Raw genomic sequence first — 24,315 nt, 5'->3', positions numbered from 1 at the left:
CAGATGGGACTCATGGGTCCCAGATGACCCAATCGTCACATTCGTCCCATTGCTCAGGTGAAGCCTTATCCGATAACGCCTTTACGTCCAACGCCTTAACGCCATGAACGAAAGCATCGGCGAGGCGCCGACGCTACGTCCTACTTGTCTACTCTCTCGATCTTTACCGTTGCGTTTAACGGGGCGGGCGAGCCTGGGAAGGGGGCGTTGGTCCACTTGACTTCGGTTTTGATCATGGAACCATCTGCTTTGTCGATCCACATCGTGCCGTCGCTGGTTGCGGGGGCGTCGCCTTCGGTTTCTTTCACGGTCGCCTTGACCTTTAGCGTATCGTGAGTTCCGATCTTCTCCTCGCCGAGAAGTTTGAAGTCGGCTTTGGCGGCAACCGTTCCAAGGGTCTTGTCTGCCTTGACATCGAAGGTCCAAGCGTCGCCGACGGCGAGCGCTTTGCCGGGGTCGACAAGGAGTCCGAGGTTCGCCATTCGATATGCGCCTCCGGTCGCCTGAGCTTTGTCGCCGAGGATTTTGGAGACCTCGCCGTTCGCTTTGTAGATCATCGAGGTCGGCGGTCCGCCGGGCATATCGCTGGTCGATCCGTTGATCGTCACCTTGCCATCGACTTGCATCTGCTCCAGGGTGTATGCCCCGTCGGCGGCGACGTCGGTCACCTTCTCTGAAATGGTGGCGTTGACGACGACGGGAACCCCGCTGTAGTCGACGTCGGCCTTCATCGAATACTTGTGAACTTCGTCTTTCTTGGCCTTACGGGCTACGCTGAAGCCGTCGACGGCCGCGAATGCAACGGTCGACAAGGCAATGACAGCGAGGATTCCGATCGCGTGAATTCTGGTCCTCATGTTTTTCTCTAATCCTTTACCGCCAGAGTTTACGCTGTCTCGGAACCCGAAAAGCGGCTGGCCATCTATGCATCTATACTTCCGAACGGTGCCGCCTGTTACGGGAAAGGTTAAATATCTCCGTTGACTCCCAAGCTCGTCACCTTCGATTGCGCCGCGACCCTCGTCGACTTGAAATGGTCCCCCTCAGGCTCCGTCCGCCTGATGACCGGGCGACTCGGCTTGGAGCTACCGGATGAGGCGTTCGCCGCCTACGGCGAGCTGTTCTTGGAGTGGAGGCCGCACTATGAGCGTGCCAACCTTACTCGCGACCCGGCTCAGCTTCGGGAATTTTGGTCGGCGCTTTATCGGACATGGCTCGAACTTCACGGGTACCCGGCGGCGCTGGCCGAGCGGTTTTTGGTGCTTGGCGAGGAGCTCGCTTACAGTGGCGGAGACACCTGGTTTCCCCCGTTTCCGGACACCCGCCCTTGTCTGGAGCGGCTTCGCAACCAGGGGATGCGGATGGCAGTCGTTTCGAACTGGGACCTTTCCCTTTCGCGGGTCTTGGAGTCGATCGATCTGTTGGCCTACTTCGAACGGGTCATCGCTTCGTTAGAGGAGGGTCCGGAGAAGCCCGATCCCGCTCTTTTCCGGATCGCCTTGGAACGCCTAGGGGTGGAGCCTAACGAGGTGGTGCACGTTGGCGACAGCCCGAGGGACGATATCGATGGGGCCCAGGCGGCCGGGATACGCGCGCTGCTACTCGACCGCCGTGCGGAGAAGTCGCGTCCCGGAGTCATCCGCAGCCTGGACGAGTTGCCGGAGGGTTTCGCCTGGAGCGCCTGAGCGACTACGACTACGTCCTCCCGGAAGAGCGGATCGCCCAAACCCCGCTCGTGGACCGGGCCGCCTCTCGCCTACTCCACCTGGACCGCTCCACCGGTGAAGTGCGCCATCGGGCGTTCCGGGAGGTGGTGGACCTCCTACGCGAGGGCGACCTCCTGGTGCTGAACGATACGCGGGTCTCCGCGGTGCGGCTGATCGGGCACAAGCCGACCGGCGGAACGGTCGAGGCACTGCTGCTACGGGAGGAGGCGCCGGGGGTTTACGAGGCGCTGATTAAGCCGGGCCGGCGGATGCGCCCGGGAGCCGAGGTTTTGTTCGAGGGAGAGCTTCAGGCCGAAGTTTTGGAGGAACGAGAAGAGGGTCGAAAATTGCTTCAGTTCGCGCCCCAAGCGGACCTCAAAGACCGGTTGAGCACTTTCGGCCTCGCGCCGCTCCCTCCGTACATCCATGAGGCGCTCCGGGATAAGGAGCGATACCAGACGGTTTATGGCCGCCACGAAGGCAGCGCGGCCGCGCCGACGGCGGGGCTCCATTTTACGCCGGAGATCTTCGATGTATTGGCTCGGAAGGGGGTGGAGACGGCGCGCGTGACGCTGCATGTAGGGCTAGACACGTTTCGACCGGTCCAGGCCGAAGACCCGTCCGATCATCCCATTCATGGCGAGAGATGCGATATATCGCAAGAAACCGCATCAAAGATAAACGGGGCGCGGGGCAGAATCATCGCAGTAGGAACGACATCGGTTCGTACGCTCGAGACGTTCGCCGTGGACCGTCGCCGGGTAGAGCCGGGAGAGAGGGTGTCGAGGCTCTATATAAGGCCCGGATACGATTTTCGGATCGTCGACGGGATGTTCACCAACTTTCACATGCCCCGCACGACGATGCTGATGATGATTTCGGCGATGGCCGGGCGGGAGAATGTGATGAAGGCATATCGCGAAGCGCTATCGGAAAGCTATCGCTTTTTGAGCTTTGGAGACTCAATGCTGATCCTCTAATCGGTGCATGGAAGAATGAGATTAAGTACAATGCTGACGGGGCAATCTGAGGGATAACCGCTTGAGAACGAACAATTTTGATCCACTTGCTTATATTGAAAGCGCGTTCCTCGACAAGGAGGGCGAGCGCGACGAGCATGTGGAGGGTCGTGACCTTGACACCCTTACGATCCCCTCGATCACCGACTATCTAACTGGTGGCCGGGCTTCGATCAGCATCGTCGACCCGAGAGAAGATATCCCCGAGGCGGGCGAGCCGGAGAAGCGGGCGAAGTTTCGCAAGACGGTGATGAGCGCCCCACGTCCCCGGCGATCTCGAAAGCTGGAAGGCGATACCGAGCAGACGATCGATCCGGAGCTACGGACGGTTTGGCAGGCGTTGCCGAAGAACGTTGCGTTCCTCTGCAGCTTCTACGACGACTCGGTGACCAAGAATTATTACCGAGGCGAGTTCAAGGAGACCCGTCAGGATCTCATCCGGCGCTTGCTCGACCCCGAGCTTTCCCTGGAAGAGACGAGCCGATTGCTCGGCGTGTGTCCCGCTACGGTTCGCCGCTACACCAACCGAGGGTGGCTGGCCCACCACCGCACCACCGGCGGCCAGCGCCGCTTCCGCTTGAGCGACGTGGTGAAGTTCGTCGACGAGCACGGGCGCTTCCCCGAGGAGTGAGTCGGCGGGGACCGTTTCGGTCTACGGCGGCTATGCTATCCGACGGTGAACGACTCCCTTCAAGCTCTTAACGAAGCAATCCTTTCCGCCTTTCGTGTGGAGGAGTTGCCGGCGTTGCCAGTCGCCTCGGTGGAAGACCTTAGGCGAAGGGTCAGCAATGGATTCGACTTCGATAGGCCGCACGCATTGCCGGATCTGATCGGCCTAGCGGCGGGATTGCTCCGCGACGGAGCGGTTCATACCCCGCACCCCCGCTACTTCGGGCTGTTCAATCCGGCGGTTACGGAGGGTTCGGTCGCGGGAGACGCGCTGGTAGCCGCATTCAACCCGCAGCTTGCCGCCTATTCCCATTCACCGGCCGCGCAGGAGATCGAGCGGCATACGATTCGCGCCCTGGCATCGCGCATGGGGTTACCGGAGGCGACGACCGGGCACTTCACCTCGGGGGGCTCGGAGGCGAATCAAACGGCGGTTCTACTCGCCCTCACCCACCACTTCCCTTCCTTCGGTGACGATGGGGCCGCCTCCCTGCCCGGTGCTCCACGAATGTATGTGTCGGAGCTGGCGCACGACTCGTTTACCAAGATTGCCCATTCGGCCGGTATCGGACGCCGGGCGGTGCGGAAAGTCCCAGTCGACGAAGACCTGCGAATGGATATGCCGTCGCTTCGGGAGGCGATCGCGGAGGACCGGGCTGGGGGATCGGTGCCGTTTATGGTCGTTGGGACGGCGGGGACGACGGCGGGCGGGGCGATCGATCCGCTCCAAGGTTTGGCCTTGCTCGCGGAAGACGAGGGGCTCTGGTTCCACGTAGATGCGGCCTGGGGCGGTGGCGCGCTCATTTCGGAGCGGCGACGTTCGCTCATGACCGGGATCGACCGGGCCCACTCGGTGACCTTCGACGCTCACAAATGGCTCTCGGTGCCGATGGGGGCGGGGATGATCTTTACCAGGCACGCGGCTACGGTCGGAGAGACGTTCCGAGTTGCGGCCGGCTATATGCCCAATCGAACCGAGCACGGTCTGGATCCGTTCGTCAGCTCGCTTCAATGGTCGCGCCGCTTCACGGGGATGAAGGTGGCGATGAGCCTGGCCCACCTCGGTTGGGACGGCTACGCCGACATCGTGGAGCGGCAGTTCTCTCTGGCGGACGAGTTGCGCGAGCGACTTGTGAGCGCCGGCTGGATCGTGTTGAACCGAACCGAGTTGCCACTCGTCCTCTTCTCGCACCCGTCGATCGAGTCGGGAAAGGCCACCTTCGAGGAAGTGCTCGACCGGGTTTACGCGCAAAACGACGCCTGGATCTCGATCGCCCCACTCCGCCCCGGCCGCCGCGCCCTCCGGGCGTGTATCACCAGCATTCACACGCGGTCGGAAGACGTGGAGCGGCTGGTTGAGATCTGCGAGCAAGCCCGGCAGGAATCGAGCTAGGAGCGAACCGGACAACTCGCAAGATACGCTCAAAACGCTAGTCAAACCCCGAACGTCCTCGGGATCATCGGCAAAGCGCCAATGGCACGAGATGCCTCAGCTTTGATTAGGGCAGCTCTTCGTTTTCCGCGCCGAGGTAGCGGATTTTGCCGTCGGCGCCGACGCGGACGGTGGCGTAGAGGGTGAGGTCTTTGTACTTGACCCGGTAACCGAGGGTGTGGACGGAGCCGGTTGGCCGTACGAATAGCAGGTCGACGGAAAGCGGCTTCCCTAACTGGGCAAGCTGGGCTTTCTGGGACGCCAGGGCCGTGCGGTAGAGGCGGTAGAAAGTCGGATCGTAAAGCGACTCGTTCGCGTTTTCCGCGGATAGCACATGCCGTAGCTCGGTCGTGAACTCGGCATGCTGACCTTGATCCTCAAGCGGGCGCAAGCTCCCCCACGACGCGTCTGGCACCATGAACTTGGCCACGCTTTGGGCGAGAGAGGTGGCGTTGCCGCCGGAGAGCTGCTCCAGATTAGTCAACACGATCACGGCCAAGTGGTCGTCGGGCAAGGTGTAGAGGGCGGTTCCGGTCGCGCCGCCGTGTTGAACGACGCGATGGCCGTTGAGCCATTCAAGAAACCAGCCGAGTCCATACGAGCCCGACGTCCCTGTCACCTCGGAGCCGTCCGCCAATCGGGCGGGGGTCCACATCTCTTTCACCGTCTCCGGCTTCAGAGCTTTCCCAGAATTCATCGCGATTACCCACTTCGCGAGGTCCCCAACGGTCGAGATCACGCCGAAATGTGACACCAGGCCGTAGTCGGTGCGGCGGTGGTTATGGATGATCTTGCCACCTTCCATGGCATAACCTTCCGCCAGATTGGGAACGATTTCCTTCATCGCGATCGTGGTCGTGGAGGTCATCCCAAGCGGTTTGAAGAAGCTCTCCTCCAGAAACGCTCGGTACTTCTGCCCAGAGACCTCTTCGATGATGCGTCCGAGAAGGAAATAGCCCTGGTCGGTGTATTGCCACGCGGTGCCGGGAGCGAAATCGACGGGCGTAGACTTGGCAGCTTCGTACATGGCCAGCTCCGAATAGTTCAGCCGCCACAGCGAGGTGTTTTTCTCCTCGAAGCGATCTTTGAGGCCCCCCGTATGGTTGAGCAAGTTCCGCACGGTGATTGCATGCCAGGACTCCGGGGCGTCGGCCAGGTACGTGGAGATCGGCTCGTCGATCTTGACCTTGCCCTGTTCGGCCAAACGCATGATCGCGGCTGCGGTGAACTGCTTCGTAATCGACGCGAGAAGGAACGGGGTCTTGGGTGTCGCGCGAACCTTGTAGGTGAGATTCGACAGTCCATGCGCCCCCTGGCAGATCACTTTGCCGTCCTTTACGACGGCATAGGCAAACCCCGGGATCCCCATCGATTCCGCCGAGACTCGAAGGAACTTGTCGATCCGAGATTTGAAATCGGATGGAGGCGCGGCGGCGGAAGCGAAGGCAAGTGACATAAGAGCAAGGGTGGTCATTGGGATGGCTCGGAGTCGAGAGCGGGTGCAACGGCGAGAAGGTCGGGCGACAGTGAGATTCCAACCTGGGTGGGACGGTGTTCGTCGGCGATCGGCTCGGCCGAGTAACGGCGGATAAGGTCGAGTAGGTCTAAGCGGAGCCGTTGCCGTTGGTCGTCCGAAAGATTCAGGTTGGCGATGAAGTAGGTCATCCCGTCGCGCGTCGTATCGCGTTCCGGCTCTTCGAAGTAGCGGTTGACGACGGTGGACAGCGCCCCCAGGAACACGGCGTAATACCTCTGATGGGCTTCGCCCGAGATCGCGGCGAATTCCTCGCGACTTAGGCGAGTCGAGCCGCGTACGAGAGCGTAGACGGACTCGGATATCCCGTTACGCGGATGCTGCTCGACCACCTCGACGATGCCGTGATCTTTGAGAAGTTTCAGGTGACGGTAGAGCGACGCCGGAGGCAGATCGGGGACCGCCTCACCAATTTGGCGAGTCGTCATTTTTCTCCCTTGCAGCGTCTGCACGATTCGCAGTCGAGCCGGGTGGATGACCACCTCTCCCTTTGTTAGAGTCTCAGTTCTCACGATTGATATCGCTATCATACATGATAAGTGAATAGGATCGAAGACCTTTAGGCGAGGATTTCTTCACACTGTGAAGACCGGTGAGCCTAGACAAGGTGCTTCGCCTCACTGATCACGGCCGGGCTTCACCCCTCGCCCAGCACCCTCGGAATCCTCATGTTGGTCGCGGGGTGGGTCGCCTGCGCCGTGTTCCTTGGAGGATATGGAGTGTTCACGGCGGCGATCACCGCGTACGTGGTGTTCTCCGTGGCGGCGACCGGCGTTCCCGAGCGGGAACGCGGCGGTCTTGCTAACGCTCTGCACCGAGAGCAGGCACGGCGCGCTCGACGCTAGAAGCAGGAGCTCTCCAAGACGCGCTCGAACGGGCGAGGCAGCTAGCCGACTCCCTCGCTTCGACTCAGATTGGATCGAGCCGAACCGCGTGATACCGATTACCGATCCTTGCCGACGCCGAGATTTGTCCGGCTTCGTTAATGCCCGTAACGGTTTCCACAACCATCCGTTTGTCGTGAACGACTTCCCCCATATGGAAGAGACGACCCTGCGAAAAGAGGAACGGTAGGCCGTTGGCATTGCCGACGATCTGGTCTTTGGAGTTGATTCCGCTCACGGACCCGTATCGGCCAAGGGGGACCAGGTTTTGGACGGCTCCCTCTTTCCACAGAAACAGGTAGGTGCTGCGGGAGGAGGTCCGCGCCGCCTCGGCAGCATGGCCGATGGGGCTTACGCGAAAACCTCCGAAGCACTCCGTGGTCTCCGGAACCGGGTCGAGGAGCTTTCCTCCGGTGGTAATAAATCCGCGCGAGGTGACGCCTACCTGGAAGGTTCCTCCGACCATTCCGGCGTCGTTGATGGACCAACCCCAGGCCTGCGCCTTATCGACGGGAGGGATTAACGACTCGATTTTTTCCCCGATGAGCGTCTGCGCAAACCCTCCCGAAAAGCCGGCGAGGTCGCCATGATTGTTGATCGCCTGGGGTCGAAATTGGGAAGGGTCCTTCCAAAGTCGAGTCTTCCCCACTTCCCAGAGAACGACATAGGGCATCGGCGGCGGGATGGATCCGGGGCGGGAGGCTCCGATGTACTGCGGCTGGATGAGCACCTGATCCAGGTCGTTCACCGCGAAGGCGGCCGGAGAAGACTGGGACTTGCCGATGAGATCGATCGCCTTTCCATCTCGCCAGAGGACCGCCCGCGTATCTCGCAGAAGACCTTCAACGAGCGTTTTCCCGGTGCTGCAGAGACCTACGACGTCGCCTCGCCCGTTGATCGCAGCGGCGGAAGAGTAGTCTCCGCCGGGCAACTCCGGGAGGACGGTGACGCGGTATACGGGCTTAACGCTAGGGGGCGAAGCACCCAACAGGAATGCGGACGAGATAATTGCCTGCAAGATCATGCTGATGAGTGTCGCATGCTAATTGGTGGGTTCAAGCGTCTCACTCGGGCGGGGTGCTCTATACCATCAGTTTTGTTCGGGGCCATGCTTTGCCGCCGTTTTCCTGCCGACGGAGCCTGAGAATCGGGATCGATAGAGACTCGCCGGCGCGCTCGCAGGCTCGCTGACAGAAAGCGGTGGCAGGCCACCGCAGTCTATATGGGCGGGCGGCACGAGAACTGGATGTCATTGGGCGGGCCGCCCCTGCTACAACCGCAAATCGTTTGACGACAAGGTGGCTCTCCAGGCATACACGGTGTATGCTTGGCAGCATCGTGCTCGCCGTTGCCGCGCTCGTTTTGTTTCAACAAGGTCTGGAGGATCTGACGCGACTTCGGGACGTCCGGAGCCAGCGAAGCTCCTCGTCCAGCAAGGATTTCCGGACCTCGAACGTCGACTTCAGGTTCATTAAGCCTGGCGAGAGCCTAACCTTGCTCGACGCGAAAGGACCCGGCACGGTGCGCCGGATCTGGCTAACGGTTCTGCCTTCAGAACCGGCCTACTCGCGGCTCATGACGATCCGCATCTATTGGGACGGCGAGGAATCGCCAAGCGTGGAGTCGCCGCTGGGGGACTTCTTCGGAGTAGGGCATGGGATTGACGCTCCGTTTGAATCGGCGCCAGTCCGCGCATCGGCCGATGGGAAGGCGCGGAGTTGCGTATGGGCCATGCCGTTCCGTAAGTCGGCCCGAATCACGGTGACGAACGACGGCACCCAAGCCACGTGGGGGTTCTATTACATGGTGGACTGGGAGTGTGGGCGCGTTAATCCCACGGCGCCGTACTTCCACGCCTCCTATCGGCAACAGTTCCCTTGCCGCCCCGGCAACTACGTCATTGCCGATCTGCGGGGGAACGGCCATTACGTGGGAACGGTGCTCAGCGTTCGGTCGACGTCGCCAGGTTGGTGGGGCGAGGGGGACGATTTCTTCTCTATCGACGGCGAGCGGGATCCCTCGCTACGAGGCACCGGGTTAGAGGATTACTTCGGAGAGGCGTGGGGGCTTCATAGGGGGTCGGGGTTGTACTCGGGCGTACCGGTTCTGGAAGATATGGAGACCGGGGCCCGCGCCACCGCCTACCGTTGGCACATTCCCGATCCCGTTCGCTTTCGACGCAGCCTGAAAGTGGAGATCGAACATAAGGGAGTGGCGTTCGGCGCGGACGGCAAGGATCTTGGCAATAACAACGAGCGGGCGGACGAGTATTCCTCGACCGCGTTTTGGTACCAAATGGAGCCCCATGCTCCTTTTCCGCCGATGCCGAGCGGACCGGACCGATTGCCGTTCGACTACCGGAATTTCGTCGAGATGGAAAGTTTGGCCGGGCAAGTTACCACTTCGACCGGCAAGGTCGAGACGGCAAAGGTGAACGGGCTACGGGGGAATGCCGAGCTCGAGTGGCTCGCTCCACAAGACGGCGAGGAACTAAGGGTTCCGTTTACGGTGAAGCAAGCCGGCCTTAACCAGCTCTACGTCTTGGGCACGTTCAGGTGGGACGGCGGCCTGGCCGAGTTCCTGGTCGACGGGCAACGGATCGGTAAAGCATCGTTCTACAGTGCGGGCTACGACATGCACCGGGAGATTACGTTTCCCTTTTGGCCGCTGTCCGCGGGGGCTCATGTGCTGACCGTTCGCTGCGTGGGGAAAGATCCGGCGTCGCAAGGGCGGTGGTTCGGTTTGGATGGGATGATCGTGCAACCGTTGCGGCGCTAAGGCCCGCATAGACAACACCGCAAGAATGCGGTATCCCCGTCGATACATAGTGACTACCTTGGCCGTATACTCTTAACGTGGCGGAAGAACCAAGAGACGAATCCGGGCGGGGCTATCAGGCGATCGCGGACGAGCTTCGGGACCAGATTCGGGCCGGTCTGTACTTACCAGGGGCGTTTTTGCCCACGGAACGGGAACTCCAGGAGACGTTCCGAGTTAGCCGGAGCACAGTTCGGCGGGCGCTGTCCGCTTTGGCGGAAAGCGGGTGGGCCGAGGTTAAGCCTAAGCGGGGGGTAGCGGCCAAGCTGGGTCCCGCGCAAGAAATCGGCGGAAACGTGGCGTTCATCGACCACGCGGACGTCGTCAACGAGAGACTGTTTTTTGGCCTCAGTCGAGCCCTGCAAGGCACGGGACTGCACTTGATCCACGTCGACTCGCGGGTGTTTGGCGTGGAAGGGGCCATGGAGTATGCGGCGGATCAGGGGTTCGTCGCCGCCTTCGTTTGGTCTAAGGTCGGGTTCCCAGATACGGAGCGGGTGCGAGCCGTTCAGCGCCGACTTCCCCTCATTGCCCTCGATCACGGACTCAAGGGGGTCTCCACCGACCTGATCACGGAAGACAATTTCGGCGGCGCGCGAACGATCGCAAACCACCTTGCGAATCAGGGGCGGCGGCGCATCGCCATTAGCGGGATGATGGACATGCTGGAGATCAACCACGATCGTTTCTCCGGCTTTCTCAGCGGGCTGTTCGACAACGGCTTGACACCTCGGCCACGCGACTTCGTCTTCTGCATGACAAGCGGGTACGAGTCTCCGGATACCGAACTGCTGGCAAAACGGCTCGGCGATCCCGATCGGCCGGACGCCGTCTTCGTGCTCCAAGACATGCTGGTTCCCCCGGTGGTCGAGGCGATCTTCGCCGCGGGGCTTCGGGTGCCGGAGGATGTCGCCGTCGCGTCGTTCGGCGGGGAAACACCGATCGCGATCGACGATGTCGGGCTTACGACCGTCGCCATCGATTGGTCGGAGTTTGCTAAAGAGTGCGTTCGGGTTCTCCAAAGTCGACTCCGGACCCCGCTGGAGACTTTTGATCGGGTGGTGTTGACGGTTTCGCTCGTCGTCCGCGGGTCGTGCGGCGCTCCACGCGACAAATGGGGAACCCTACCGTCATTTCGGGCCGATGTAGCTTCGGGTCCGCGCTGGCGGCCCCAGAGCGACCAGGTCCATCTACGGTCCGATACGATCCACTCGACGCCGCCGCTGGTGCCCTTGTAGACGTAGTGATTACATCATCGATACACAATGGCGAGTTCCTTGGTATAGTGTATAGGAGCGGTTCACCGTTCGTATCCTTGCACTCATTTCCATAGGAGTCCTGCAATGAAGCAAAAGGCCTTTACGCTCATCGAGCTTCTCGTCGTCATCGCAATCATCGCGATCTTGGCCGCCATCCTCTTCCCCGTCTTCGCGCAGGCGAAGGCCGCGGCCAAGAAGACCCAATCTCTGTCGAACATCAAACAGGTTGCCCTGGCGACGCTGATGTACAACAACGACAGCGACGACGTATTTGTGGCAAACGGCGAGCCCGGTCCGGATAACGGCTGGGGCTGGCAGATGACCTGGACCGTTCACGTGCAGCCGTACATGAAGAACATGGACATGCTGCGCGACCCGAGCGATACCCATGCGATCGTCGACGGCACCGGCCCGCGTTACAGCTATTGGGCCAACGGAATCCTGGGTTGGGGCAACGGTTGGGAATTCCGAGGCGTGATCAACGCGAGCCGAAGCTGGTTCGAAATGAACCCTCGAAGCGGAACCGCGGTGACCAAACCGGCCGAAACGATCATGTTCTGCACCCGAACGAAGGTCGCTCCCGGATCTTGGCAGACCACTCTCGAAGGAGCGTTTTCCCCGTGGGACGGCATCATCACGATCGCCGACGGCACCGACATGGGCGTGGTGCTACCGGGACAAAAACCGGACCCGTGGGGCAAGCCTGACCCCACTTATAAGGGGCTCATCGACGACACCTATTCCGGCCAGTCGGTTTTCTCGTTCGTCGATGGGCATGCCAAGGCGATGAAGCCGTCCCAGACCGTCGACATGGGGGCGCCGGGCGCCGGGGGCGCCATCTCGCATAAGTTCACCAAGATGTGGGACTCGCTCCGCGACTACTGAGAATGTAAATGAAGCGCTTCTTCACGCTGTTCGTCGTCGTTGCCGCCCTCGCCGGCCTGGGCGGATGCTCGGAAAAGAAGGAAGAGTTCGGCGACAAACCGCAGGACTGGAAGAAGTCGGCCCCGCCGGCGGGATGGAAGGGTCCTGGGCAACCAGGAGGCCCTCCCGCGGGGGCCCGCGGACCGGGGATCGCTCCTCCTCCGTCCAAGTAACGCCAAGAAATCGAACGCAAAAATAAGCCCGCAGATCGTTTCCGATCTGCGGGCAAGCTATGTTTGTGCACCCATCGGCCGTTAGCCTTAGGACCTCTCGTCAGAAAATCGCGCAGTTTAACTCGCCTTCCCTGATCCTTCCATGCAAGAACGGTTGTGAAGGCAATTAGGTTCGTTCAAAATCCATCCTTGTTGGTTTGAATTACATTTTTCGAATTCATTGCGCTCGACTGCGCAAAAACACCTCACCCGAAAGCATTTTTCAGTGGCTTCCGTGTTTCAGCAGGGCAGCGCAGAGATAACCATCCGGACCGGATGGTGGCGAGAGAGGCGGTCCGAGATACGAAATTCCAGACCCATGGAAACCGGAACTCCGAGGGCGACGTTCAAATCGTTTTTGACACGTTTCTTGCATACTCGTGCAACAATTTAAGTAGCAGTTCGGTGAATCCGCTAGGCACCCGCTCCGGCGCGTTCGCCGGTAGTCGCGCGGAGAAGGCGGAAAAAGGCGATTGGGATCAACTTCCCAGGCGAAGGAAGTCTAGTCGTAGCATCGGCTGGGAGCCGATGCTACTTACGGTTAACGGCCCTTTTTGACTTGTAGGTCCGCTCCAGCAGGGCGGGGTCGGTACCTCTTGCTCCCAGGTCACCCACCCAAGAGACGAAGAAGGACCATCGGGCGCCGAAGCGGTGCATCCGCTCGATGTCGGGGGCGCCGGGGAATTCGGCGATGGCGAGGAGCTTCTTGCCGTCGAATCGACGTTGAAGATCGGACCAATCGCCGGTTAGCGGGTCGGTGCGGTCGCCCGGATAACGGTCGATCGCCATGATATCGACGGCGTCGTCACCGGGATACCAACTCGGGTTCACCGAGTTGTAGACCCAGATCAGGTTGTGCAGGCCGTGCTTGCCGATAAGCTGCTCACGCAGCAGGCGCCACAACTGTTTAGTCGGCTCGGCGCCTTTGGCTCCCCACCAGAACCATCCGCCCTCGGCTTCGTGCAGCGGCCGCCAGAGAACCGGGATGTCGAGGGCGGCGAACTTCTTTAGTTCGACGGCAATGACGTCGATGTCGCGAAGGAGCAGACGACGCTCCTCGGAAGCGGGGTCGGCCATCGCCTTCGCCACGTCAAACGTGGAGGCGTTGGTGTAGAACCCCTTGTACCAGCTCGCATCGATCTCTCGGCCCTGAGCATCTTTGTATTTCTTATCGAGAAGGCCGACGGGAGCGTTCCAATGCCACGAGAGGGTAACGATCGAGCCTTTCTTTGCCTCGTCGATCAAGGTCTCGGTGATGCCGCTCGGTTTCTCGCCGTGCTCCGCGCGCGAAGGCGAATATGTCATGAAGTCACCGCCAATGATCGCGGGGGTAACTCCGACCTTTGTGCGCACGAAGTCCGAATCTGGCAGCTCGTACTGGCCGGTAAACGTCCGGCGTCCGTACGCGCCGATTAGCCGGCGCATCAGGTCGCGGGTATGGGGCGAGGCAAGTGGGTCGCTCAGTCGAAGCGGCGGTCTCTTGGGCGCGGGAAATGGTTTGGATGGGCGGAGCTCGATGTAGTCGATGTCGTAATATCCCCATCCTTTGCCGAGGGCAATTTCGTTGTCCCCCTCCACGAGCTCGACTTTCCCGGCTTCCGCGACGCCGAACCGCTCACCGGTGGCAGCAAACATTCCGGTCTGAGAGTGTCCGTTCACGCGAAGGTCGAACCCCTTCTGGCTTCCGGCCCGATACCCGATGGCCACGTCGTAGATCCCGGGATGCGCCGGGTAGCGCCAGGTCACCCAGTCGCTGCCATGGGTGAAGCCGGTGACGTAGCCGGTCCCGGAATACCCGGTCCCGAGCGCCTCTTGGACCGGTCCGCTCAAGGTTCCGTTCTCCGCCTCGAGGCGGATGGAGATACGGGGCGTCTGGATTCCGAGAAGTAGGGCGAGCGTCAGCATCGATGTCACCGGCTTCAGACTACCGAAAAATCTCGTAAACAATTTGTATCTCACCGTCGGATCTGGGTTCGGCAGCTGGAACGTTCATCGGCGGGGCTCCGACGCTACGGGGTTTTTGCGTTGCATACAATTTGTCTCGCAATATTCAAATCATCGATATAGAATGTTAGCGGTTTATGCTGCGCAACAGTTACCAACGAATCGCCGCGGAATTGCGGAAACGGATCGATGCGGGGACGGTCGAGTCCGGCTCCCTGCTGCCGACGGAGCGAGAGCTCCAGGGTGAATTCGAAGCCAGCCGGAGCACGGTTCGCCGCGCGTTGGCCCATCTGGTCGAATCGGGGTACGCCCAAAGCGTGCCCAACCGAGGCGTGGTCGCGGGGCGGGCGAATCTATCCCGTCGCACCGGCAACGTCGCCCTCATCGATTCCGGCTCGTATGTGCTCCGGGTGATGGGGATGCGGTTCGCCGAGCGGCTTCGCGACGAAGGGATGTACCTGGTTCACCTCGGCGGCAGCGTCGAGTATCCAACCGAATACGCGCTCCAGACTGCGCTGGATAACGACTTCTCCGGCGCTATCGTGTGGCCCTACCGCTCGTTTCCAGATAACGAATTCATCTCGAGAGCCGCCGGCCAACTGCCGATCGTGTCGCTGGACCACCGTCTGGAAGGGGCGGAAACGGACCTCGTGACCTTCGACCACGAAACGGCCGCCGCCGATGCGACTACGAGGCTCATTGCCCAAGGTTGCCGGCGCATCGCGGTAACCGGGATGATGGACGCGCTGGAGATCACTCACCAGCGGTTCCGTGGGTACATGCGGGCGATGTTCGCGCACGGACTACAACCTCAACCGAGGGACTTCGTCTTCTGCATGACAAGTGGCACGACCGACCCCGACCCTTATCCGCTCGAATCCAGGTTGCGAAAACCGGACCGGCCCGACGGCCTACTCGTCCTTCAGGATTTCCTCGTTCCGCCCGCCGTCGAGGCAGCCCTACGGTGTGGGCTTTCCCTTCCGCACGACCTCAAGGTGACCGCCCTCGGCGACGATATCGACCTTACGGTGGACGGCGTAGGGCTTACCGCGATCGCGTTCGATTGGGATTCGATGGCCGACGAAGCGTTCCGCCTGCTATTGGACCGCATCGCGAACCCGAATCAACCGGCTCGTACGCGCATCGTGCCGCACCGGCTTATCGTTCGCGGTTTGTGCGGAGCTCCTCGCGAAGCGTGGACGCCGGCTCCGGAGCGGCTCAGCGGCTTTGGTGGCGACCTACCGGTTCCCCGATCCCGATATCAATACACCTCTCGCTGGGATGTCCAGGGCGATAGCGCGACCGATTCGATTCTGAAGTAGCCATGCGTACTCGATCACTTGATTCCGGCTGGCGCTTCCGCTGCCTCGACGAGGCGCCCGACTACCACCAACCGCAGCTTCAGCGGGTCGGTTTTCGAGAAGCGGAGGTCCCCGGTTGCGTGCATCTCGACCTGGTGCGTCACGGAATCATTCCGGACCCGTTCATCGCGATGCACGAGCCTGGAGTTGCCTGGGTAGATGAGCGGCGCTGGTCGTACGAGACCACCTTCGAGTGGACTCCTTCTCCGGATCACCCGATCCGCGTGCTTCGATTCGAGGGGCTGGACACGGTTTGCGAGGTGTTCCTAAATGGAGAGTCGGTCGCCCGTCACGACAATATGTTTGTGCCGCTGGAGATCGACGTGACATCGCGGCTCCAACGTGGGAAGAACGAGCTACGGATCGACTTCGAGTCGGCGGTCAAGGTCGGGCAGGGACGCCGGCGGGAATATTTCGATGCCAACGGCATCGACTGGAAAACCCAGTGGTTCGACGAGCGAGCATTCGTTCGTAAAGCCCAATACATGTCCGGATGGGATTGGGGCCCTAGGCTGGTGTCGTGCGGCATCTGGCAGCCGGTCAAGCTTCTCGAGTTCCGGGGGCGGATCCGACGGATCAGCTATCTGCAGGAGCGACTCTCATCTGGCAGGTTTCGCGTCGTCGCCGAACCGGAGATTGAAGGAGAAGGGAGGCTGGCAGTCGCCTTCGGCGATCAAACCCGATCGGGCGGCGACCCGTTGGAGTTCGAGCTCGCGCCCGAACTGTGGTGGCCGAACGGCGAGGGAGCGCAAACCCTTTATCCGGCCATCGCCACGATGGACACGGGGCATCGAGTCGAGAAGCAGATCGGGTTTCGAACCGCGCGGCTCCTTCGGGAGCGGGACGACCACGGGCGCTCGTTCGAATTCGAAGTCAACGGACGGCGAATCTACGCCCGGGGGGCGAACTGGATTCCGAACGACTCGTTCCCTTCCCGCATCTGCCCATGCGACATTTCCACCCAGATCGCCCGTTACAAAGGGCTTGGGCTGAACATGCTGCGGGTGTGGGGCGGAGGATTTTATGAGTCCGAGGCGTTCTACGACGAATGCGACCTGCGCGGGATCTTGGTCTGGCAAGATTTTCCGTTCGCGTGCAGCTACTATCCGGACGGAGCGGCTGAGAAGGAGATCGTCCGCAAAGAAGCGACGGAGCAAGTCCTGCGCTTGCGCGATCGCGCGAGCCTAGCGCTTTGGTGCGGGAACAACGAAAACGAGGCGTTGTGGCTGGGCAAATGGGGCGGCGCGGAGCTGGCTCCGCCCAGGTACTTCGGCGAGGAGATCTACTCGGAGGTGCTACGAGACGTAGTCGAGGAGCTCGATCCGGCCCACGACTACATAAGAACCAGCCCTACGGCGGTGGAGCCGGAAGAAGAGGTTCCCGGGCTTACCGAGGAAAATTGGGGCGATGCCCACTACTGGGACGTGTGGCACGGGCGAGGGGACTGGGTCCACTACTCCGATTCTCAGACCCGTTTCTCCTCCGAGTTCGGCTTTGCCTCTTCGCCATCGTTAGACGCTTGGCGGCAGATCGGCGCGGGGTCGGAAGTCGACTCGGAAGTTGCTTGGTGGCATAACAAGACCGGGAAAACGCCGGAGGTTTTCCGGGGTTACGCCGGGCTGCACTACCCGGAGCCACAAACGTTGGAAAATTGGACGTACATCTCGCAGCTCAACCAGCGCGATGCGCTCCGGCACGGCATCGAATATTTCCGGCGAAACGAGCTTTGCCGGGGAACGCTGATTTGGCAGATGAACGATTGCTGGCCGGTGCAGAGTTGGGCGGTCGAGGACTATTCAAGACTTCTTAAACCCGCGGGGCACGAACTGCGGCGGCTGTACGCACCGACGATGCTCTCGCTAGCCGTCGGAGAGTCGGACGCCGAGCTTTATGTCGCTCACGAGGGCCCGGAGCCGTTCGACGGAAACGCTACCGTCGATGCATTCGACACCCTCACCGGCGAGCGAACCCCGCTGGGAGCTTTTCCAGTTACCGTCTGCCCGGGGGGCCGGGCAAAGCTTTCGATCGCGATTGCTCGATTCACGAGGAACCGCACCGCGATCCGGGCGGCGATCGCCGGGCAAGACGGAAGCGAACGCTGGGCCTGGCTCTGCGAGCCTAAAGATCTTCAACTGAAACCGGTCCGATTGACGGCAAGAGCCAGCGAAGAACTATCGGTCGAGGTCGGCGGATTCGTGGCCGATCTGGTGGTGTGGGACGATGACGACCTGTTTGCCGTGAGGAACCGTATAGACTGCGAAGAGGGCTGGGAAGCGATGACTGCCGCAAATACCGCGGTGATCTACAACCTGGCTTCTAGGCCGGTTCGGTTGAGAGCGAGATCCTTGGCCGGCGAGCACGAGATATCGATGGATTAAGCGGCAACGGAGCCGAGACGTCATGGAAAAGTCGCCCAGGTTCTACCGCCGGCTCTCAAGCTTCTTCGTCTTTTTGCTTCTCCTCTTGGCGCAGGCTCCGGCACAGCGGACCCTCAAGTTTTGGGCGGTCACCGGCAGCGTGCTCGACGTGGAAATGTACCGGTCGATCGCTCGCGACTTCGAACGAGCAAACAACGTTCACGTGGAAGTGACACCGATCGCGTGGGGAAACTTCCAGATGAAGTACTTCACCGCGATGGCGGCCGGCCTTCCGCCGGATATCGGGGTGACCAACCTGGGAGGGCCATTCGACTACGGAACCGTCGGCGGGCTCGTCGACCTGCTGGCCGACTTTCCTGAAGAGGCGAAGGAGCTCGAAAAGCAGTTCGACCCAAAGCTGCTGGAGATGTTCGGTGTCGGCGGGAAGCTGTACGGGATCCCATGCGATCTCTCGACGCTGGTCACCTATTACCGAACCGATATCTTTAAGAAGCTCGGCCTGCGGGCGCCGCAAACCTGGTCGGAGCTGAATAAGACGATCGGAACCCTCGAGGCGAACGGCTACCAGTACTACTTCGGATTCACGAACGGCGCCCAGTGGGCGATCGGCCTGTACACAATGCCGTACGGGCTCCCGGGACTCCAGCGAAAGCCGGACGGCACGCTGACGGTGAACTGGGAAAATCCCAAGTACCAAGAAGCGGTGATGGAGGCGCTCCGCCTTTGGCACATGCACAACTCGCCGGGGAAGGATCTGGGCAGCCGCGTCGTCGGCATGTTCCGGTCGGACAACCCCGGCGAAGCGATCCCACTGATGTTGGAACTCCACACCAACTTCAGCGGCATCCACCACGATGTGCCGGAGCTAGACGGAAAGTGGGACATCGCTCCCTGGCCCAAGGCGGACGACGGGAGGCCGTACAACGTTATGGGCGGCACTTCGTACGTCATCTTTCGAAAATCGAAGATGAAACGGGAAGCGATGGCTTGGATGCGCTACCTCCTTTCAAACCCGGTTCAGGAAAAGATGGTGCTGATGCACCTGCAGCGCTCGACCGATCTGGGAATGCCGCTCCCCTCGCCGAAATCGATGTGGTCGAACGAAGCCGAATCGTTTTGGAACCAGCCGTCCCTGGCTTCGAGCCGAAAGCTTTTCGACGTCCTTCGCTCGGTCTACCCTTCGTTCGCGACCGTCGAGCCGATCCACGGATCGACCGAGGCGAACCGGTTGGAGTCGAACCTGCTCGACCAAATGGGCACATACATCCTGGACCACCTCGATGGGCTCGCCCGACAAAAGGGGATGTCGCGATCGGAGCTGATCCGGGCGTTCGGAGCGGGGAAATTTACCGATGAGCACGCCGCGTTAGAGCAGGACATCGCCGCCCAGCTTAAGAAGGGATACGGAGAGATCGCTCCCAAGGCCCTTGAACTGCTGCGCTCCGAAACTGCCCGCTATCAGGCTCGGTACGGAGACATTATCGATCGTCTGCCGCAGCTCGAGAGGCAAACGAACATTCTCGACTACGTTAAGTGGGCCGCGGCGGCGGTGCTGTTTGGACTCACGGCCCTGGTCGTAGGGCGCCCTAAATACCGCAAGCACGCGATCTCCTATCTCTTCGTCGCCACTCCGCTCGTCCTGGCCATCGTCTTCGTGTTCGTTCCGGCGGTCGTCGCCCTCTTTCTCTCGATGACGGACTACCATCCCGTGCTGCCGCTCTCGACCGCAGCCTGGGTGGGGACCGAAAATTACAAAACGATCGTCCATTCCGGCGACCTAACCGCCAGCTTTGGGCGCACCATCGTTTACGCGCTTTTCTCGATGCCGGTGGGCATTGTGATTTCGCTGGTGTGCGCCTACCTGCTGAACTATAAGTTGAAGGGGCAGCGATTTTGGCGCTTCCTGTACTTCTCGCCGCTGGTCACCAGCGTGGTGTCGATTGCGCTGATCTTCGGCCAGCTTTTCCTCGGCGGTCCCCAGGGGTGGCTAAACGCGTTATTGATGAAGTTGCACCTGGTCAAGGACCCGATTCAGTTCCTTACCTCCGAGCACTACTTTCTCGACTGCGTCATCATTCTCGCGATTTGGCAAGGGCTGGCGTTCACCATCCTGGTATTCCTTGCCGGACTCCAGCAGGTGCCCGATGCCCTTTATGAAGCGGCCGAGATCGACGGCGCGGGGACCAGCCGGCGGTTTTGGCATATCGCGTTACCGGGCATCCGTCCGCAATTGTTCTTCGTCACAGTACTAGGCCTCATCGGTTCGTTTCAGGTTTTCGAGGTGATCTATACCTTGGCCGGAAAGAGCGGGGATGCCGGCGCGAGATTCGGGCCGAACGACTCCGCGCTTACGGTCGTACCTTTGATCTTTCATACCGCCTTCGAGACCTATGAAATGGGCAAATCGGCCGCCATCGCTTACGTGCTATTTGCGGTGATCTTGCTCCTCACCGCCGCTCAGGCGTTCTTCTACCGCCGTGCGGAGGCACGTTCATGAAAGCACCCAGGCGAGAGATGTGGATCGTCTACACTTTGCTGGCCTTTGGGGCGATTGTGTTGGCGCTCCCGTTCTACTACATGCTCATCACCTCGTTTAAATCGATGAACGAGATCGCCGAGCCGGGCATGAGCATGCTCGTAAAGAAGCCGACCGTCCAGCCATACGTCGACCTTCTGAACGACCCCTCGCACTTGGTCGTCGGTGCGACTTGGAACAGCTTTGTAATCGGTATTTTCGCTACCGGCGGCACCATGCTGCTCTGCACTTTGGCCGGTTACGCGTTTGCCAAACACCGGTTTCCTGGCAAGGAGGCCATCTTCATGGTCCTGCTCGCCACGATGATGATCCCTGGGAGCGTGTTGCTCGTTCCGAGTTTCCTCCTGCTTCGCGACTTCGGGTGGCTCGATACGTGGCTGCCGCTCATCATTCCTGGCTTGGCGGGCGCCTTCGGAGTTTTCCTTGCCCGCCAATTCATGGAAAAGATCCCGGACTCCTTGATCGAGTGCGCAAAGATCGAGGGGAGTGGCGAGTGGCGTATCTTCTTCCAGATCGTGTTGCCGCTTTCGAAGCCGTTACTGGCCACCCTCGGCATCATGTCCTTTCTAGGTTCCTGGAACTCGTTCCTCGGGCCGTTGATCATTCTGCTCGACGAGAAGAAATTCACCCTCCCTTTGGTGGTAGCGATGCTCCAAGGTCGCTTCCCCGGTAAGGATAACATGCAAATGGCCGGCGCCATGATCTCCATCCTCCCCGTGCTGATCCTCTTCTTCATCTTCCAACGCCAGATCGTCCAGAGCCTCGCGAGTAGTGGCCTTAAGGAGGGATAGACAATGTTCTACGGCTTTAATTTTCTTTGGATGTACACCTGGTCTCCCGATAGACCTCCCCTTCCGGCGGACGAGAAGGCGTTGGATTTTTTGGTTCATAACGGGTTCAACTTCGTTCGTATTCCGACCGACTATCGTCAGTGGACACACGACTTCGACTATTTCAACCTCGATGAGCCGGTCTTTGAGCATCTTGATGGTTATCTGGAGGCATTGCGCTCTCGCGGGCTGCACATGTCGCTCAACGTCCATCGGGCTCCGGGATACTGTATTAACCGTAACGATCTAGAGCGACATAATCTTTGGAAGGACGAGATCGCCCAGGACGCTTTCGTCCACCTTTGGGAGACCTTCGCCCGGCGATACAAAGGGGTTCCGAGTAGCCAGCTAAGCTTCGACCTCTTGAACGAGCCGCCGAACGAGGGAGAGTACGGGTTCACGCGCGATATCCACCAGCGGGTGATGCGGCGGACGGTGGGGGCCATCCGCGCCATCGATCCCGACCGGGAGATTGTGCTCGACGGCATTGGAGGCGGGCACTACGCGATGCCGGAGCTGGCGGACCTTGGAGTGGTCCATAGCGGGCGAGGCTACCAGCCGATGCCGGTCAGCCACTACCACGCATCGTGGTGGGGACCTGGAATGTCGTTGCCCGAGCCGATCTATCCAGGTACGCCGTGGGAAGGCAAGATCTGGGACAAGGAGACGCTACGCGAGCTATTCGAGACCTGGCGCGACGTCGAGCGGATGGGGGTGCGCATCCACATGGGCGAGTTCGGCTGCTACAACCAAACCCCGAACGACGTCGCCCTCCGCTGGTTCGCCGACCTCTTCTCCCTCTGGCACGAGTACAGCTGGGGATTCTCCTTCTGGAATTTCGACGGCCCGTTCGGCATCGTCGACCACGGCCGCCCCGGCGCCCGCTACGAGCAGATCGACGGCTACAACGTCGACATCGATTTGTTTAAGCTCGTGATGGAAGCCCGCGTGTAACGTAGCATCGGCTCCCAGCCGATGAACCCCACGACCATCCTGCTCGTGTGAACAGGGCCGAGCGCTAACCAGTATTTTGTTGAGGGGGCAAGATTTGCCGCCGTTTTCCTTCAGACGATGCCATAGAATCGGGATCCATAGAGACTCGGTTCCGCGCTCGCAGGCTCGCTAATGGAAAGCGGTGGCAAGCCACCCCAGTCTATATGGGCAGCCGACACAAAAACTGCATGGCATTGGGCTGGAAGACAGTGCCGCATCCGGAAACTGGGGAGAGATGACCCAGGAGCCCGGCTTTTGGGCCAACCTTGCGCCGCATTGTGAAGGGTCCAAAGTCCGAATCGGCGATTGGTGGGGTTTGCCTCTAGACACACTCTTTGTGCTCCCGACTACGGAACGGGAGCCAAGGGAAGACGAGGAACGATGCAAGAAGGAAATCAGGTTATCGAGATGAAAATCACTCGGTCGCAGGATCTGCGGGACCGGGTGAAAGGGGCGGTTTACGTGCCCGGAGACGAAGGGTACGACGGGGCGCGGCAAGGATGGAATCTGGCGATTGTCCAGCATCCGCTCGTGGTGGTCGATGCTATAGATGCGGAAGACGTCCAGGCCGCAGTGCGGTTCGCCAAGAATGCCGGATTGCCGATCGGGGTGATGACCACCGGCCACGGATTGCCACGAGGGTGCGACAAGGGAGTGTTGATCCTCACGCGGCAGATGAGCTCCGTAGCCGTCGATCCGAAGACGAGGATCGCGAAGATCGGGGGCGGCGCTCAGTTCAAACACGTCTTCGCGGTCGCGCAGCCGCACGGGCTCGCCCCGCTATCGGGCTCCGCGCCGCATGTCGGGGTGGTGGGATACACGCTGGGCGGCGGCTTCGGCCTTATGATCCGCAAGCACGGACTTGCGATCGACAGCGTCCGCGGCGCCACGATCGTCACTCCCGAAGGGGAGCTCGTTCGGGCAACCGACAAGGAGAACACGGACCTGTTCTGGGCCATCCGAGGCGGAGGGGGAGCGTTTGGCGTGATCGTCGAGATCGAAATGGAGCTGGTTCCACAGCCGATGGTCTACGGCGGCGCCACCATCTATCCGGCTGAGAACGTGGAGGAGATCTACAACGCCTACGCCAAATGGACGGCCGATTTGCCAGAGGAGGTGAGCTCTTGCATTCAGCTCATGAACCTCCCGCCGCTCCCGATCGTCCCCGAGCCGCTTCGCGGAAAGGCGGTGATCAATATTAACGCCTGCGTTTGCGGCGATCTTCAGAACGCCCAGGCACATGTACAGCCGATGCGAGAGCTTGGCCAGCCGATCCTCGATATGTGGGGCGAATTCCCTTACGCGGAGTCCGCCCGAGTCTACAACGACCCGATCGACCCTTTGCCGGCGACCGGCCGGGGCGTGCTTCTAACGGAAATGACGCCGCAGATGATCTCCCGCCTGCTTGGAGCGATTGGTCCGGTGGAGCGTTCTCCACAGGTGAACATCCAGCTTCGGCACCTCGGCGGGGCAATGGCGCGGGTAGCTCACGACGAAACCCCGGTTGGCTGCCGCCGGGAAGCGAAGTACCTGATCTACTTCTTGGGGGTGCCGAATCCGTTCGTCCCTGCGGAAGCGATGAGAGAGCACGCAAACCACGTCATCGATGCGATCGCGCCCCACACACTGTGCCGTGGTCCACTCAACTTTGTGGGAGAGGGGGACGTGGAGGCAGCGTCGGTGCGGGCGGTGTTCAACCAACCATCGTTCGAGCGGTTGACGAGTATCAAGCGGTCTATCGACCCGGAGAACCGGTTCCGATTCAGCAGTGTCGGTCTTGCCTAACAACAAAAAAAGCCCGTCCCGGAGAATCCGGG

General features: G+C 60.7%; 20 protein-coding genes. 15 read left to right on the top strand and 5 right to left on the bottom strand.

All coding sequences use genetic code 11. From position 1 onward, the window contains the following. Positions 1-140 precede the first annotated feature (140 nt). On the bottom strand, positions 141-857 hold the full coding sequence (locus OP10G_RS13845) for a LolA-like protein (protein WP_025225284.1): 717 nt from the start codon (positions 855-857) through the stop codon (positions 141-143). 123 nt (positions 858-980) lie between these two features. Here OP10G_RS13845 and OP10G_RS24700 point away from each other — a divergent pair, with 123 nt between their 5' ends. The 4 genes from OP10G_RS24700 (at position 981) to OP10G_RS13825 (ending at position 4,787) form a co-directional block, all read left to right on the top strand. Continuing rightward, positions 981-1,685 (top strand): HAD family hydrolase, encoded by a 705-nt coding sequence (locus tag OP10G_RS24700; protein WP_025225285.1) that lies wholly within the window; start codon positions 981-983, stop codon positions 1,683-1,685. 50 nt (positions 1,686-1,735) lie between these two features. After that, positions 1,736-2,686, top strand: coding sequence for a tRNA preQ1(34) S-adenosylmethionine ribosyltransferase-isomerase QueA (gene queA / locus OP10G_RS13835; protein ID WP_265101623.1), 951 nt, complete (start codon positions 1,736-1,738; stop codon positions 2,684-2,686). Between the two features lie 61 nt (positions 2,687-2,747). After that, entirely contained in the window at positions 2,748-3,356 is a 609-nt protein-coding gene (locus OP10G_RS13830) for a helix-turn-helix domain-containing protein (RefSeq protein WP_025225287.1), read from the top strand. Between the two features lie 45 nt (positions 3,357-3,401). Beyond that, complete coding sequence (locus OP10G_RS13825) at positions 3,402-4,787, top strand: pyridoxal phosphate-dependent decarboxylase family protein (protein ID WP_025225288.1); 1,386 nt, start codon at positions 3,402-3,404, stop codon at positions 4,785-4,787. A gap of 106 nt (positions 4,788-4,893) precedes the next feature. On the opposite strand, the gene OP10G_RS13820 is transcribed toward OP10G_RS13825, so the two are convergent. Beyond that, positions 4,894-6,282: a serine hydrolase domain-containing protein gene (locus tag OP10G_RS13820; RefSeq protein ID WP_158409237.1), complete on the bottom strand. Its 1,389-nt coding sequence runs from the start codon at positions 6,280-6,282 to the stop codon at positions 4,894-4,896. 14 nt (positions 6,283-6,296) lie between these two features. Further along, positions 6,297-6,872 carry a helix-turn-helix domain-containing protein gene (locus tag OP10G_RS13815; protein WP_158409236.1) on the bottom strand — a complete coding sequence of 192 codons (576 nt, stop codon included), beginning with the start codon at positions 6,870-6,872 and terminating at the stop codon, positions 6,297-6,299. Between the two features lie 156 nt (positions 6,873-7,028). Here OP10G_RS13815 and OP10G_RS26885 point away from each other — a divergent pair, with 156 nt between their 5' ends. After that, a complete protein-coding gene (locus OP10G_RS26885; RefSeq protein ID WP_158409235.1) occupies positions 7,029-7,205 on the top strand; it encodes a hypothetical protein in 177 nt (58 codons plus the stop codon). Between the two features lie 64 nt (positions 7,206-7,269). On the opposite strand, the gene OP10G_RS13810 is transcribed toward OP10G_RS26885, so the two are convergent. Further along, positions 7,270-8,268, bottom strand: a complete 999-nt coding sequence (locus tag OP10G_RS13810; protein WP_025225291.1) for a hypothetical protein — start codon at positions 8,266-8,268, stop codon at positions 7,270-7,272. A 299-nt stretch (positions 8,269-8,567) separates the two neighbouring features. Here OP10G_RS13810 and OP10G_RS13805 point away from each other — a divergent pair, with 299 nt between their 5' ends. From OP10G_RS13805 to OP10G_RS13790, 4 genes are all read left to right on the top strand, one after another. Continuing rightward, a complete protein-coding gene (locus tag OP10G_RS13805) occupies positions 8,568-10,022 on the top strand; it encodes a glycoside hydrolase family 172 protein (protein WP_025225292.1) in 1,455 nt (484 codons plus the stop codon). A gap of 77 nt (positions 10,023-10,099) precedes the next feature. After that, a complete protein-coding gene (locus tag OP10G_RS13800; RefSeq protein ID WP_025225293.1) occupies positions 10,100-11,299 on the top strand; it encodes a GntR family transcriptional regulator in 1,200 nt (399 codons plus the stop codon). Between the two features lie 105 nt (positions 11,300-11,404). Beyond that, a complete protein-coding gene (locus OP10G_RS24695; RefSeq protein ID WP_025225294.1) occupies positions 11,405-12,205 on the top strand; it encodes a prepilin-type N-terminal cleavage/methylation domain-containing protein in 801 nt (266 codons plus the stop codon). A gap of 8 nt (positions 12,206-12,213) precedes the next feature. Continuing rightward, positions 12,214-12,417: a hypothetical protein gene (locus OP10G_RS13790; protein ID WP_025225295.1), complete on the top strand. Its 204-nt coding sequence runs from the start codon at positions 12,214-12,216 to the stop codon at positions 12,415-12,417. 570 nt (positions 12,418-12,987) lie between these two features. Here OP10G_RS13790 and OP10G_RS13785 read toward each other — a convergent pair. Next, positions 12,988-14,361, bottom strand: a complete 1,374-nt coding sequence (locus OP10G_RS13785) for a glycosyl hydrolase (RefSeq protein WP_025225296.1) — start codon at positions 14,359-14,361, stop codon at positions 12,988-12,990. A 176-nt stretch (positions 14,362-14,537) separates the two neighbouring features. On the opposite strand from OP10G_RS13785, the gene OP10G_RS13780 reads away from it, so the two are divergent. From OP10G_RS13780 to OP10G_RS13755, 6 genes are all read left to right on the top strand, one after another. Next, the gene (locus OP10G_RS13780; protein WP_025225297.1) at positions 14,538-15,722 is read left to right on the top strand and encodes a GntR family transcriptional regulator; all 1,185 of its coding nucleotides are present in this window, start codon (positions 14,538-14,540) and stop codon (positions 15,720-15,722) included. Between the two features lie 2 nt (positions 15,723-15,724). Beyond that, entirely contained in the window at positions 15,725-18,139 is a 2,415-nt protein-coding gene (locus OP10G_RS13775) for a glycoside hydrolase family 2 protein (protein WP_025225298.1), read from the top strand. A gap of 22 nt (positions 18,140-18,161) precedes the next feature. Continuing rightward, on the top strand, positions 18,162-20,636 hold the full coding sequence (locus tag OP10G_RS13770) for an extracellular solute-binding protein (RefSeq protein WP_025225299.1): 2,475 nt from the start codon (positions 18,162-18,164) through the stop codon (positions 20,634-20,636). Then, positions 20,633-21,466 (top strand): carbohydrate ABC transporter permease, encoded by an 834-nt coding sequence (locus tag OP10G_RS13765; RefSeq protein WP_025225300.1) that lies wholly within the window; start codon positions 20,633-20,635, stop codon positions 21,464-21,466. Before OP10G_RS13770 ends, OP10G_RS13765 begins: the two co-directional genes overlap by 4 nt. Before the next feature lie 3 nt (positions 21,467-21,469). Then, positions 21,470-22,459, top strand: a complete 990-nt coding sequence (locus OP10G_RS13760; protein WP_025225301.1) for a glycoside hydrolase family 5 protein — start codon at positions 21,470-21,472, stop codon at positions 22,457-22,459. A gap of 447 nt (positions 22,460-22,906) precedes the next feature. Beyond that, entirely contained in the window at positions 22,907-24,283 is a 1,377-nt protein-coding gene (locus OP10G_RS13755) for an FAD-binding oxidoreductase (RefSeq protein ID WP_227624927.1), read from the top strand. Positions 24,284-24,315 lie beyond the last annotated feature (32 nt).

The sequence above is a fragment of the Fimbriimonas ginsengisoli Gsoil 348 genome, assembly GCF_000724625.1.
GTDB classification, from domain to species: Bacteria; Armatimonadota; Fimbriimonadia; order Fimbriimonadales; family Fimbriimonadaceae; genus Fimbriimonas; species Fimbriimonas ginsengisoli.
Note: the sequence above shows the minus strand (reverse complement) of the source record. Positions and strands in the feature narration are given on the sequence as shown.

What these genes read in the sequence shown, in the direction of transcription:
- OP10G_RS13845 (WP_025225284.1), bottom strand. Translation starts at nt 857, where the DNA reads ATGAGGACCAGAATTCACGCGATCGGAATCCTCGCTGTCATTGCCTTG.
- OP10G_RS13820 (WP_158409237.1), bottom strand. Translation starts at nt 6,282, where the DNA reads ATGTCACTTGCCTTCGCTTCCGCCGCCGCGCCTCCATCCGATTTCAAA.
- OP10G_RS26885 (WP_158409235.1), top strand. Translation starts at nt 7,029, where the DNA reads ATGTTGGTCGCGGGGTGGGTCGCCTGCGCCGTGTTCCTTGGAGGATAT.
- OP10G_RS13810 (WP_025225291.1), bottom strand. Translation starts at nt 8,268, where the DNA reads ATGATCTTGCAGGCAATTATCTCGTCCGCATTCCTGTTGGGTGCTTCG.
- OP10G_RS13805 (WP_025225292.1), top strand. Translation starts at nt 8,568, where the DNA reads ATGCTTGGCAGCATCGTGCTCGCCGTTGCCGCGCTCGTTTTGTTTCAA.
- OP10G_RS24695 (WP_025225294.1), top strand. Translation starts at nt 11,405, where the DNA reads ATGAAGCAAAAGGCCTTTACGCTCATCGAGCTTCTCGTCGTCATCGCA.
- OP10G_RS13790 (WP_025225295.1), top strand. Translation starts at nt 12,214, where the DNA reads ATGAAGCGCTTCTTCACGCTGTTCGTCGTCGTTGCCGCCCTCGCCGGC.
- OP10G_RS13785 (WP_025225296.1), bottom strand. Translation starts at nt 14,361, where the DNA reads ATGCTGACGCTCGCCCTACTTCTCGGAATCCAGACGCCCCGTATCTCC.
- OP10G_RS13780 (WP_025225297.1), top strand. Translation starts at nt 14,538, where the DNA reads ATGCTGCGCAACAGTTACCAACGAATCGCCGCGGAATTGCGGAAACGG.
- OP10G_RS13775 (WP_025225298.1), top strand. Translation starts at nt 15,725, where the DNA reads ATGCGTACTCGATCACTTGATTCCGGCTGGCGCTTCCGCTGCCTCGAC.
- OP10G_RS13770 (WP_025225299.1), top strand. Translation starts at nt 18,162, where the DNA reads ATGGAAAAGTCGCCCAGGTTCTACCGCCGGCTCTCAAGCTTCTTCGTC.
- OP10G_RS13765 (WP_025225300.1), top strand. Translation starts at nt 20,633, where the DNA reads ATGAAAGCACCCAGGCGAGAGATGTGGATCGTCTACACTTTGCTGGCC.
- OP10G_RS13760 (WP_025225301.1), top strand. Translation starts at nt 21,470, where the DNA reads ATGTTCTACGGCTTTAATTTTCTTTGGATGTACACCTGGTCTCCCGAT.
- OP10G_RS13755 (WP_227624927.1), top strand. Translation starts at nt 22,907, where the DNA reads ATGAAAATCACTCGGTCGCAGGATCTGCGGGACCGGGTGAAAGGGGCG.